At 72.1% G+C, this 12,216-nt stretch carries 12 protein-coding genes; 6 read left to right on the top strand and 6 right to left on the bottom strand.

Translation table 11 applies throughout. The annotated features are described in order from the left end of the window. Positions 1–39: 39 nt before the first annotated feature. Entirely contained in the window at positions 40–600 is a 561-nt protein-coding gene (locus tag AB0H84_RS34175) for an NAD(P)H-dependent oxidoreductase (protein WP_357613589.1), read from the bottom strand. Between the two features lie 121 nt (positions 601–721). On the opposite strand from AB0H84_RS34175, the gene AB0H84_RS34170 reads away from it, so the two are divergent. The 4 genes from AB0H84_RS34170 to AB0H84_RS34155 all read left to right on the top strand — a co-directional run bounded on the left by AB0H84_RS34170 (position 722) and on the right by AB0H84_RS34155 (position 3,915). Next, a complete protein-coding gene (locus AB0H84_RS34170) occupies positions 722–1,648 on the top strand; it encodes an AraC family transcriptional regulator (RefSeq protein ID WP_357613586.1) in 927 nt (308 codons plus the stop codon). Between the two features lie 369 nt (positions 1,649–2,017). Further along, positions 2,018–2,800, top strand: coding sequence for a hypothetical protein (locus tag AB0H84_RS34165; RefSeq protein ID WP_357613584.1), 783 nt, complete (start codon positions 2,018–2,020; stop codon positions 2,798–2,800). Positions 2,801–2,862: 62 nt separating this feature from the next. Next, on the top strand, positions 2,863–3,441 hold the full coding sequence (locus AB0H84_RS34160; protein ID WP_357613581.1) for a TetR/AcrR family transcriptional regulator: 579 nt from the start codon (positions 2,863–2,865) through the stop codon (positions 3,439–3,441). 45 nt (positions 3,442–3,486) lie between these two features. After that, entirely contained in the window at positions 3,487–3,915 is a 429-nt protein-coding gene (locus AB0H84_RS34155) for an ester cyclase (RefSeq protein ID WP_357613578.1), read from the top strand. 32 nt (positions 3,916–3,947) lie between these two features. On the opposite strand, the gene AB0H84_RS34150 is transcribed toward AB0H84_RS34155, so the two are convergent. Beyond that, complete coding sequence (locus AB0H84_RS34150; protein WP_357613576.1) at positions 3,948–6,698, bottom strand: AAA family ATPase; 2,751 nt, start codon at positions 6,696–6,698, stop codon at positions 3,948–3,950. 102 nt (positions 6,699–6,800) lie between these two features. Here AB0H84_RS34150 and AB0H84_RS34145 point away from each other — a divergent pair, with 102 nt between their 5' ends. Together AB0H84_RS34145 and AB0H84_RS34140 are read left to right on the top strand one after the other, a co-directional pair. Then, positions 6,801–7,415: a LysE family translocator gene (locus AB0H84_RS34145; RefSeq protein WP_357613573.1), complete on the top strand. Its 615-nt coding sequence runs from the start codon at positions 6,801–6,803 to the stop codon at positions 7,413–7,415. Positions 7,416–7,419: 4 nt separating this feature from the next. After that, positions 7,420–7,959, top strand: coding sequence for a TetR/AcrR family transcriptional regulator (locus tag AB0H84_RS34140; protein ID WP_357613570.1), 540 nt, complete (start codon positions 7,420–7,422; stop codon positions 7,957–7,959). Here the strand turns inward: AB0H84_RS34140 and AB0H84_RS34135 are convergent. The 4 genes from AB0H84_RS34135 to AB0H84_RS34120 are packed head-to-tail and all read right to left on the bottom strand — an operon-like array spanning position 7,956 to position 12,209. Continuing rightward, entirely contained in the window at positions 7,956–9,152 is a 1,197-nt protein-coding gene (locus tag AB0H84_RS34135) for a hypothetical protein (protein WP_357613567.1), read from the bottom strand. The two genes, AB0H84_RS34140 and AB0H84_RS34135, sit on opposite strands and share 4 nt — an antisense overlap. 9 nt (positions 9,153–9,161) lie before the next feature. Further along, positions 9,162–9,542 (bottom strand): Rid family detoxifying hydrolase, encoded by a 381-nt coding sequence (locus tag AB0H84_RS34130; protein WP_357613564.1) that lies wholly within the window; start codon positions 9,540–9,542, stop codon positions 9,162–9,164. Positions 9,543–9,552: 10 nt separating this feature from the next. Continuing rightward, positions 9,553–10,620, bottom strand: coding sequence for an alanine racemase (locus AB0H84_RS34125; RefSeq protein WP_357613561.1), 1,068 nt, complete (start codon positions 10,618–10,620; stop codon positions 9,553–9,555). 47 nt (positions 10,621–10,667) lie between these two features. Further along, a complete protein-coding gene (locus tag AB0H84_RS34120; protein ID WP_357613558.1) occupies positions 10,668–12,209 on the bottom strand; it encodes a D-aminoacylase in 1,542 nt (513 codons plus the stop codon). Positions 12,210–12,216 lie beyond the last annotated feature (7 nt).

Here is a 12,216-nt window from a genome sequence, read left to right as displayed (position 1 = left end):
CCCGTTCCCACGATGTGCCGCCCTTCCGGTCCCCACGCTTCATGCCGCCCGCAGCGGGCGCAGGGCGCCGCCCCAGGCGAGGACCTGGTCGAGCACGGCGTTCAGCTTCTCCTCGTGGACGGCGGCGGGCCTGAACGCGGACATGTTCTCGAAGTCCGTGAAGAGCGAGAGCGTCACCTGCTGCGCCACGGTGGCCACGCCGACCAGGGAGAGAATCGAGCGCAGGTGCTCGACGGCCCGGGTCCCGCCGTCCACCCCGTACCCGACGAAACCGGCGGCCTTGTTGCCCCACTCGGCGTACAGGAAGTCCACGGCGTCCTTCAGCGCGCCCGGGATGGAGTGGTTGTACTCGGGCGTCACGAAGACGAACGCGTCGAACGAGCCGATCTTCTCGGCCCACCGCCTGGTGTGCTCGTGCGCGTAGTCGCCCATGGCGGGGAAGTTCGGCTCGTCCAGGTGGCGGAGGTCATAGTCCTTCAGGTCCACCAGCTCGTACTCGGCGTCGCCGCGCTTGGCCGCCAGCTCGTGCGCCCACTGCGCCACCGCCTCGCCGTTGCGGCCCGGACGGGTGCTGCCGAGGATGATGCCAACCCTGATCATTTCAACGGTCCTCACAGTCGGTCGGGAAGGATGCAAACAACCGTATGCGCAGCCTGTGAGATAACCAATGCTTGATTGTCTACTTTTCTTAAGCCAGAGTCTCAGGAGTTAGACTTCTGGCATGGATGTGCTGAGTGATGTCGTCGCCCACATACGCACCGGCCGGCCCACGTCCGCGCGCATCACCTGGCGGGCCCCGTGGGGGCAGGCGTTTCCGGCGGTGCCCGGATCGGCGGGGTTCCAGATGGTGCTGCGCGGGTCCTGCTGGCTCATCCCGCCCGGCGGCGAGCCCGTGCCGCTGAGCGTGGGCGACGTGGTCTTCCTTCCGCACGGCGACGGGTACGGCCTGGCCGACAGCCCCGACACGCCGCTCGCCCCGCCGGCCTGCAACCCGTACCTCGACTTCGACCTGTTCACCTCGGCCACGTACGGCGGCGAGGGGGCCGAGACGGTCACCCTGTGCTGCGGCTACCAGCTCGACGCCGGGAGGACGCATCCGATCCTGGGCTCGCTGCCCGGCGTGATCCACCTGCCGACGACGCTCGGCCACCGCCCGGAGCTCAAGGCCGCCGTCGACCTGCTGGCCGGCGAGCTCGACAACCCCCGGCTGGGCGCCGACACCGTCGTGACGTCGCTGCTCGACGTGCTCCAGCTCTACATCCTGCGGGCCTGGTTCGACCAGGAGTCGATGGCGTGCGACGAGTCGGGGTGGGCCGCCGCGCTCGCCGACCCTGCCGTCAGCCGCGCGCTCGACGCCATCCACCGCGCCCCCGGCCGCCCCTGGACGGTCGAGTCGCTCGGCGCCCACGCCGGGCTCTCGCGCGCCGGCTTCGCCCGCCGCTTCACCGGCCTCGTCGGGCAGCCGCCGCTGGCCTACCTCACGTGGTGGCGCCTGGCCACGGCCGGCCGCCTGCTGCGCGAGTCCGACGCCTCGGTGGCGGAGGTGGCGCAGCGGGTCGGGTACGGATCGGAGTTCGCCTTCGGGAACGCGTTCAAGCGGCAGTACGGGGTGTCGCCCGGCCAGTACCGGCGCCAGGTCGCCGCCTGACCCGATGCGTCAGATGTGAAGGGAGGGGCGACTGGGCGGGACGAGCGCTGGTTACACCACAATGGGGGGATGGCATACCCTCCACAGCCTCCGCCACCCCAGCCTCAGCCGCAAGGACCGTGGGGCGGGCAAGGAGCGCCGCAGGGGTACGGCCCACAGCCGAACTACGGACCACCTCCCAACTACGGCCCGCCACCCCATTACGGCCAGCCTCCGAACTACGGCCCGACGCCGAACTACGGCCCGCCGCCCGGCCAAGGCGGCCCGCCGCAGCCGGGTAACGGCCCAGGACAGACCGGCCCCGGACAGGGCCAATCCGGCTATGGCGGCCCACCACCGCCCGGATACGGCCCTCCGTACGGGCCTCAGGTGGAGCCGCAGCGGACGCTGGTGCTCCCGTCCCCGCCCCCGAAGAGCAACAGCGCCCTGATCATCGGCCTGGCCGTCGGCCTGGCGGTGCTGCTCGTGGGCGGCGGCGCCGGCGCGTTCCTCTACCTGCGCGGCGCCGGCTCGAAGCAGACGGTCGCCCTGCCGAGCGCCGAGCCGTTCCCCACGACCGCGACGCAGTCCCCGTCCGACCTGCCCTCGGAGAGCGCCTCGCCGTCGGACCCGCCGGCCTCGGAGCCCCCGACCCCCACCCCCAGCGAGACCGAGTCCTCCTCCAGCCGCGTCGATCCGGGCTCGCCGCTCACCGACAAGGAGTTCGACGACTGGGACTTCAAGCTCGGTGACGTGGAGCTCCGGGCCAAGAGGGTCGGCGGCTGGACGTACAGCACCTGCGATCCGGTGGACGGCCAGGGCGTGCTGGCCCGGAACCACTGCCAGCGGGCGATCCAGCTCGCGTACTCCGCCTACGGCGGGCACATCAAGGCGGTCCAGGTCATTTTGGCGTTCCCCAGCGAGCAGGCCGCGAAGCAGGCCGCCACGCGGCTGGCCACGCTCGACTCGAACGCCGTGAAGTGGCGCAAGGACAAGGCGCACAGCACCTACGTCTACGGCAAGATGCGTGCGGGCGCGTCCAAGAAGTACGTGGTCGTCACCGTCCTCACCGCGGACAAGGCCGCCAAGTCGCTGGCCACGTACTACCACCAGTACCTGCAGAGCGACCACGCGAGCTACTTCCTCTTCCGCGACCTGACCGTCACGAGCTAGCCCTGCCGACCGGTAGCAGCCATAGCGGCGCTAGGCGCACTAGTCGTGCTAGCGTGACAGGCATGTCGATCGCCGCCCGCCGAGCACGCGAACGTGCCGAACGCCATCAGTTGATCATCACCACCGCCCGCGAGCTGGCCGAGTCCGAGGGCTGGGACGCCGTGACGACCCGGCGCCTGTCGGAACGGGTCGAATACAGCCAGCCGGTGCTCTACAGCCACTTCAAGGGAAAAGACGCCATCGTACGGGCGGTGGCGCTCGAGGGGTTCGCGGAGCTGACGGGCAGGCTGCGCGCGGCGCGCGAGGCCGGTGGCGATCCCCAGGCGGTGCTGCGCCAGGTCGCGATGGCCTACCTCGAGTTCGCACGCACCCACAGTGCCCTGTACGAGGCCATGTTCGTCATGCCGATCGCCATCCCCTTCGCCGTGGAGGAGACGCCGGAGGTGCTGCGTGAGGCGTTCGGCGAGTTCCTTCTCGCGCTGGAGCCGGTCGCCGGGAAACACCACCCCGGCACCTTCGCCGAGGTCGTGTGGGCCGCCCTGCACGGCCTCGCGACGCTGGCCCACGACCGCCGGATCCCCGCCGAGCGCCAGCAGGACCGGATCGACCTGCTCATCGACCAGCTCGTCGTGCGCGGTTGAGTCATCGGTCTGGGCGGACACGCGCGGCCGGTGGACACTGGCGGCATGGCATTCGACGTCGACGGTCTCCTCCACCTGTGGACCAGCCCGCTGCCCCCGCCCGGCGAGGCGGAGGCGGCGTTCAGGACGTTCTACACCGACCCGGTACGGGTCAACGGCACCCTGTTCACGGCCTCCGACCTGGTCGCCAGGGCCGCGGCCATGCAGGCCACCTTCGAGGATCCGGAGCGTGAGGTGCTCGATCTGGTCGAGACAGGCGACAAGGTGGCGCTGGCGTTCCGGATGCGCGGCAAGCAGGTCGGCCCGCTGGCGACCTCGGCGGGACAGCTTCCGCCCACGGGCCGCCTGCTGGACCTGCGGATCATCGACATCCTGACCATCACCGACGGCCGGATCAGCAACGTCTGGATGACCGCCGACGAACTGGGCGCCCTGAACGCGCTCGGCGCCGTCACTCTCATCCAGCCCACCTGACCCTTGGCACCGGCCGGGAGGCCGGCGGCAGGTCAGGCCAGCAACCCCCGCTGCCGCCCGGCCGCGGCCGCCTGCGTGCGGGTGGAGACCTCCAGCTTCCCCAGGATGTTGGAGACGTGGACGCTGACCGTCTTGTGGGCGATGAAGAGCCGCTCCGCGATCTCCCGGTTGGTCAGCCCCTCGGCGACCAGCCGCAGCACCTCGATCTCCCGAGCCGTCAACCCGCCCTCGCCCTGCCCGCTCCCCTGTCCGCCACCGCCGAACCGGGCCCGCCGCCCGAACTCCGTCAGCGCGCTCTCCAGCGGCGCCGCCCGCAGCTTCGCCGCCGTCTCCCGGGCCAGCTCCCACTCCGCCTGCGCCCCCTCACGGTCGCCGGCCGCCAGCAGCGCCTCGGCCAGCCGCCACCGGGCGCGCGCCACCTCGTAGACGAACCCGAAGTCGAACGCCTCCACCACCTGGCGCCACAGCTCCACGTCGAGCCGCCCGTGCACGCGCTGCCACTCCGCCTCCACGCGCAGCGCCCAGGCCAGCCCCTCGGGCCCGATGTGGCTGGGCTCGCCGGTGGGCCCGGAGTCGACGGCGAGGCGGGCGCGGGCGCGCAGCTCGTCGGCGCCCTCGGTCGTGCCCAGCTCGGCCAGCGCCCACAGCCCGACGGCGGCCATCCGGAGCGCGCTCGCCTCGCCGTCGACCATCGGCGCCATGACCGCCCGCACGTGGTCGAGCGCCGTCGCGGGGTCGCCGTGCCAGAGCGCGTGCTCGGCGGCCAGGCCGCGGGACATGTAGGCGGCGAGCTCGCTGTACCAGAACGGCCTCAGCCGGCTCAGCCGCTCCTCGACGACGGGCAGACCCCGCGCCACCTCGATGAAGAGCGCGAACGACGACAGGATGGCCTCCGGCAGCGTGCCCACCCGCGTGCCGAACCCGGACGCGACCGCCTCGGCCTGGTCCCACTCGCCGGCCACGTAGTGGATCAGGAACCGCAGGAAGCGCAGGTCGGTGCCGTAGGTGCTCCACTTGAGCCCGGCCTCGAACGCCACGCGGATGCCGTCGTCGGCCACCTCGGCGGCCTGGTGGAGCAGGCCCTGCTCGTAGTGGATGCGGGCGTGGTGGAAGCGGGCGCGCAGGTCCATCGCCAGATCGCCGCTGCTCTCGGCGGCGGCGGTCTCGACGAGCTTGTGTGCCTTGTCCAGGTCGCCGCGGAGCTCCACACAGGTGCCCAGCGTGAGCAGGGCGCCCACCTCGGCGTCCCTGACCCCGGCGGCGCGGGCGATCTCCAGCGCCCGCTCGGCCAGTGCCTCGACGTCACGATGGCGCTCGCTCCAGAGCAGCGTGCGGGCGTGGGTCGCCAGGGCGCGGGCGAGCGCCGCCTGGTCCTCGGCGCTCTCGACCGCGCGCTCCGCCGCCGCGATGGCGCCCTGCTGGTCGGACTCGTACAGGTAGTAGGCGAGCCGCTCGCTGACCTCGGACGTCTGCGGCAGAGCCTTGAGCTGGACGGCCGCGCGATGGTTGTCGCCGCTGTCGGCCGCCATGACGGCGCTGCGGAACGCCAGCCGCTCGCGGCTCTCCCCCACCAGGTCGGCGGCTCCCTCGACCCGCTCCCAGAGGTCGAGCGCGCGGTCATAGTGGCTGTGCGCCTCGGCCGGCGCACCGAGCCGCTCGGCCAGGCGGCCCGCCTCGACCGACGCCGACAGCGCTCCGGCTATGTCGTGACCGGCGAGATAGTGGTAGGCCAGCTCGGCGGGTGAGGTCAGCAGGCGGGCGAAGGCGGCGTGCAGCCGCGTGCGCTCGCCGGGCAGCAGGTCGGTGTAGACGGCCTCCTGGAGCAGCGCGTGGCGGAAGCTGTATCCGTAGCCGTCGACCCTGAGCAGCCCACGCGAGACGATCTCCCTGACCGCCTCCTCGAACTCCGCCAGCGGCAGCCCCGACACCTCCCGCAGCAGCTCGTCCTCCACCCGCCGCCCCGCCACGGCGGCGGCCCGCAGCACCCGCTGCCCCGACTCGGACAGCACCTCGACCCTGGTCATGAGCAGGCTGGCCAGCCCGTCGGGCAGGCTGTCGCCCTCGGCCATGGCCGCGAACAGCTCTTCGGCGTAGAAGGGGTTGCCGTCGGCCCGGGACACGATGAGGTCGAGCTCCTGATCGTCCACCTCGCCCAACGTGGCCACATAGTCGGACAGGTCGCCGGAGGCCAGCGGCCCCAGCTCGACGCCCGTCACCGTGGGCAGCCGCTTCAGCTCGGCCAGCACGGAGCGGAGCGGGTGGCGGCGGTGCAGGTCGTCGGTGCGGTACGTGCCGACCACGCAGACCTGCTCGCTCTGCACCATGCGGCTGAGGAAGACGAGCAGATCGCGGGTGGACCGGTCGGCCCAGTGCAGGTCCTCGATCACGAACAGCACGGGCTGCACGTCGGCCAGCAGCCCGAGCAGCGAGCCGAACAGCCGCTGCTGCGTGAGCCCGGTCGAGGGGGCGCTCTCCATGCCCGGCAGCAGCTGGCCCAGCATGGGGTGGGCGGCGGCGGCCTCGCGCACGCCCGGCTCCGCGCCGCGCAGCGCGTCGGCCAGCGGCAGGTACGGCAGCGAGTCGCCCAGCTCGGCGCACTGGCCGACCAGCACGTGGAAGCCGCGCTCGCGGGCCTCCGAGACGAGCTCGGCCGCCAGCCGGGTCTTGCCGATGCCGGCGTCCCCGCCGACGAGCGCCACCCCGGCCATGCCGTCGGCGGCGGACTGCAGCACCCGTACGAGTCTGGCCAGCTCAGCAGAGCGCCCGACGAGAAGCCCGTTCATGCCGGCAACCATCCCACGCTCTACTGACATTCCATTGGTTCAGGAAACTCGCCCAAGATTGGCCCTCATCGACATACCAAAGGTATTTTACGCTGCTGTCTTGTGATCCACCCAACCACGTTCGCGCTCTTCGTGACGGCCTCGCTCGTCCTGGTCGTCATCCCGGGCCCGAACCATCTCTACATCACCGCCAGAGGTCTCGCCCAGGGCAGGGCGGCGGGCCTGGCCAGCGCGTTCGGCGTGGAGGCCGGCACGCTCGTGCACATCGCGGCCGCCGCCGCGGGCCTCTCGTACGTGATCGCGCGGTCGGCCACGCTGTTCGCGATCGTGAAGTGGGCCGGCGTCGCGTACCTGCTCTACCTGGGCGTACGCGCGTTCACCGGCAGGCAGGCGGACGGCGGCGCGCCGCCCCCGCAGCCGCTGAGGAAGGTCTTCCTCGAAGGCGTGCTGGTCAACGTGCTGAACCCCAAGGTGGCGCTGTTCTTCCTGGCGTTCCTGCCGCAGTTCGTCGACCCGGCCGCGGGCTCGCCCGCACTCCAGATCGTGCTGTTCGGCCTGACGCTGCTGCTCCTGGGGCTGATCTCGGACATCGTGTACGCGTGCACCGCCGGCGCGCTCGGCACCCGGCTCACGGCCCGGACCCGGACCCTGAGGTACGTCAGCGGCATCGTCTACCTGGGGCTCGGGGTGGTCACGGCGTTCGCCGGGAGAAAATGACCACATGGCGCCCAGGAAGCAGCAGGAGATCTTCGACGCGACGTTGCGGCTCGTGGCGGAGAAGGGCTACGACGGGCTGACCGTCGAGGGGATCGCCGAGCTCTCGGGCGTCAACAAGACCACGATCTACCGCTGGTGGCCGTCGAAGGCCGCACTGCTGGGGGCGGCGCTGGTGGAGGCCGACGTGCTGGGGTTCGAGGCGCCCGACACGGGGAGCCTCCGCGGCGACCTGGTCGCGCTGGTCGAGGGCGTCAAGCGGCTGCTCACCGAGCCACCGGCCAGCGACATCGCCGTCGCCGCGCTCGCCGCCGCCGTCCGCCACCCCGAGCTGGACGCCCGGCGCTTCTTCGCCGACCGGTTCGCGAGGGAGGGGGAGATCTTCGAGCGTGCGGTACGGCGGGGCGAGCTCAAGGAGTCGGTCGACCCCATGCTGATCGTCGACCTGCTGGCCGGGGCCGTATGGATGCGGGCGGTCCTCAGGGGCCTGCACGTCGCGGACGGCTTCCCGCAGGAGGCTGTCTCGGCGCTGCTCGACGGCGTCTAACCCGATTCCGCGAGCGCGGCGGGGATGCGGTCCAGCACCGGGTGCGGCACCAGCCCGTACGCGTAGAAGTCGACGGCGAGCGCCCCCGCCGCCTTCGCCGCGCGCGCCTTGGCCACCAGCCGGTCCGTCGAGTCGCTGTCCGGGTGGCCGGGCCGCAGCACGGCCCGCACCTCCCGGTCCTTGCCCACCGACCGCAGGTAGGCCCCCACGTCGTCGGCCACCCGGGCCGCGTCCCGCGCGTACGCGAGCACCCCGAACGCGGGCACGAGATCTCCCAGCGCCACCAGATCGACGCCGAGCTGCCAGGCGTCATGGGCCGCGAGCCCCGGCGTGGGCAGCCCGTCCCGGTAGCCCTTGACCGCGCCGGTCGCGTCGATGAACACCAGCTTGGACCCCTCCTCGGCCACCGCCGAGGCGACCTCGGACACCAGCGTGGTGACGGTCTCGGACCGGGCCCTGGCGTAGGCCACGACGTCGGGCCCCGCGTACGCGGTCAGCGCCGCCCTGGTCACCTCGCCCTGCGCGGGCGGGTCGCCGTCGAGGACGCCGCCCACGATCCTGGCGCACTCGTCCCGCGCCACCTCGGCGTTCACGCCCAGGTCGGTGGCGCGGCGCATGCAGTAGTCGCAGAAGCAGAGCCCGAACAGGTACGCGTCCATCGGCCCGAGCGGCACGAACGAGCGCTGCGGCTTGAGCGGCCTGAAGTGCAGCGACTCGGCCACCACGCTGTCGGCCCCGAGTCTCGCCACCGCCCTGGCCAGCGCGACCGCGTACTCGCGCACGTCGGGATGGGCGGGGCACAGGTCGGTGAGCGAGCCGCGGTCGCCGAAGCAGTCGCGTACGGTCACATCCGGATGCTCCGTGCCGAGCGTCGCGTTGCGCAGGAACACCGTCCATCCGTGGAGCTTCATGGAGCGTTTCGCACACGCCTCGCGAAGCCCGTCGAAAGCGTTCAGGTAGCCGGGCACGGGAGAAAGGCGGAGCCCGGCGAACAGATCGGGCGGCGGGACGAAGTGGGCCCCGTCGTGGCGGACGGTCAGCCGGGACAGGCCGTGCGGGGTGACGTCGCGGGAGGCGTGGTGGACGGCTCCGACGGTGATGCCGTCGACGCCGTACGCGCTGATCCTGTCGAGCACCCGCTCGACGCCCTCGCCGCGCAGGTCCTCGACGAAGACGTACACCGAACTGTCCACAAGCAGACCTTAAGCGCTCTTGTGCGCGACGAAGTCGATCTCCACCAGAATGCCCAGCAGCTGCGATCCTACGGTGGTGCGAGTGGGGTACGGCTCGGTGAAATAGGACCGGTAAACCTCGTTGTAGGCGGCGAAGTCGCGCTCCAGGTGCTGCAGGTGGACCGTGGACTTGACCACGTCGTCGAAGCCGAGGCCGTGTGCGGCCAGGATGGCGCCGAGGTTCCGCATGACCTGGTGCGTCTGGGTGACGACGTCGTCGCCGACGATCTCACCGGTCCGCGGGTCGAGGGGGCCCATGCCGGAGGTGAAGACGAAGTCGCCGACCACCAGACCCTGCGAATAGGCGCCGATCGGGGCAGCGCCTTCGCTGGTCCTGAGCTCCTCTTTCACCTATGACTCCCTAGAAATTGGTGCTTATGGTCCCTACGACACGGTAGTCCCGGTCGACCAGGGGCAGCACGCGCCACTTGTCGAACGCGGTGCAGGGATGGGAGATGCCGAACCCCAGCAGGTCACCGGGCTCGAGCCCGTCGGCGCGTACGACGGTGTGCTGGTCCTGCATCTTCACGATCGTGACGCCGTCGCGGCGCGGGATGGGCAGCCCCTCGTCATAGGGGGCGTCCCGCTTGCCCATGCCCACGATGGCCAGCCCCGGCTCCGGCGTGGACAGCACGTGCGCCCACACCTCCAGCGCCGGCCGGAGCTCGCCGTCGATGCGGTTGAACGGGGTGCGCTCGCGGTAGTAGCCGTCGTCGTGGGTGACGTACGCGCCGCTGCGGAGCAGGATCCTCGCCTGCGTGGCGACGAGTTCCCGGCCGATCACGTCGAACCACTGGCTGCCGCCCACGGTCAGGATCGGGTTCCGGACGCGGACGTACTCGACGGCCTCCTGCAACGAGTCCAGATATTTCCGCACATCGTCGGCGGTCTTCAGCGCGCCCTCGTAACCCGCCACCCCGGCCAGCTCCACGCCCGGAACCTCGTGCACGTACGACGCCAGCTCCAGCAGCTGCTCCAGCGACCGGCACCCGGCTCGTCCGCCTTCGTGCCCCAGCTCCACCAGCACCCGGAACGGCCTGGATGCGGCATGCCGAGCGAGAATGTCCACTCCGGCCCGGGAGTCGACGAAGCTCAGGAACTCGAACCCGGGATCACGCTCCAGCTCGCCGGCCGCCCAGGCCAGCCCCGCCGGATCCACGATCTGGTTGGCCAGCATGATGCGGCCCGCCCCGAACCCCCGGACCGCCCGCGCCTGCCGCGGCGTCGCGACCGTCAGCCCCCAGGCGCCCGCCTCGAGCTGAAGCGCGGCGATCTCAGCGGACATGTGCGTCTTGGCGTGCGGCGCCAGCTCCATCCCGTGGTCGCGGACGAAGGCCGCCATCGTGGCGACGTTGTGCTCCAGCGCATCCCGGCGCACCACCATGAGGGGGAAGTCGAGCTCACCACCGAAGACCTGCTGCCCGAGCACGACACCCCTTTCGTCCGCGTCCGACCCTATCCCAGGCGATCGCCCGGTCACGGGCGGAGCGCACGCCCCGGAGTCGCACCGGTGAGCTCTCCCCCAGCCAGCACGCGTACCCCCGACACGAGCACGTCGTCGACGCCGGCCGCGAGCGTGCGCGGAGCCTCGTACGTCGCGCGGTCCGCCACGGCCGCCGGGTCGAACACCACCACGTCGGCCGCGAACCCCCTCCGCACCAGCCCCCGGTCCGCCAGCCCGAACCGCCGGGCCGGATGCGAGGCCAGATGCACCACGGCCTGCTCCCAGGTCCAGTCCGCCAGCTCCCGCACGTGCCGGCCGAGGAACCTGGCGAACGCCCCGAAACCGCGCGGATGCGGATGGCCGCCCACATAGATGCCGTCGGAGCCGCCGGTGTGCGAGGGGTGCCGCAGCATCCTGCGTACCGACTGCTCTCCCTCCGGCCCCTCGTCGGGCCGGGCGGACACGACGCCGGCCTCCAGCCGCGTCTCCGTCAGGAGGCGGCGGCAGAACTCGGCGGGCGCCACCCCGGCCCTCTCCGCCGCCGCGACCATGGTCAGGCCCTCGGCCCACTCGAGTCCGGGCGCGTGCGAGACGGTCAGCCGCGGCCAGGTGTCCTCCAGCGACGGCCACCAGCCGTCCAGCTCGTCGGAGGCGATCATCTCCAGCGCCCGCTCCGTCTCGGCGCCCGGCACGGAGTCCGGGAGCACGACCATGGCCAGGATCGTGTTGCCGCGCAGGTAGGGGTAGGTGTCGAAGGTGAGGTCCACGCCCTTGCCGAGCGCCTCCTCGACCAGCGGCAGCAGGACGTCCGCGGGGCCGTGCAGGTGGGAGACGTGGACGGCGGCTCCTGACCGCTCGGCGATCTCCATGACCTCGGCCATGCCCACGCCTGCCCGCGCGCCGTAGGCCCGCATGTGGGTGACGTACGGAAGCGCGCCGAGCGGGGCGCACAGGGCGGCCAGCTCCTCGCCGGTGGCGTAGCGGCCAGGGAGGTATTCGAGCCCGCTGGACAGGCCGGCGGCGCCTTCGGACAGGCCCCGCTCGACGTGCCGGAGCATGGCCGCCAGGTCTTCGCGGGCGGGCCGATCGGGTGAGGGTCCCATGACGTCGTAGCGGATGGTGCCGTGCGGCAGGAGGTAAGCGGTGTTCAGCGCCACGGCGCGGTCGTAGCCGTCGAGCAGCTCCCCCACGGTCAGCGGCCCGTCGAACGGGACGCTCCCCGGCAGCGGGCCGTTGACGGCGGCGAAGTAGCGCGAGGCGTAGGCGACGGTCGCGGCGGCGCCGGGGGCGAAGGACAGACCGTCCTGCCCGAGCACGAACGTGGTCACGCCCTGCCGGAGCGCCGCCCGCTGCACCCCCGCGTCGAACACGGCCGCGTCCCCGTGGGCGTGGCAGTCCACGAAGCCGGGCGCGACGAACCGCCCCGTCGCGTCGATCACGGCACCCGCCTGCGCGCCGTCGAGCCTCCCGACCGCCGCGATCCTGCCGCCCTCGACCGCCACATCCGCCCGGTACGGCGGGGCGCCCGTGCCGTCGAGCACCCGGCCGCCGCTGATGACTACGTCGAAGCTCACTCCAAGA

Source organism: Nonomuraea sp. NPDC050786, from assembly GCF_040654115.1.
Taxonomy (GTDB): Bacteria; Actinomycetota; Actinomycetes; order Streptosporangiales; family Streptosporangiaceae; genus Nonomuraea.
The sequence above is the reverse complement of the archived record's forward strand: the minus strand, read 5'-3'. Positions and strand labels throughout refer to the sequence as shown.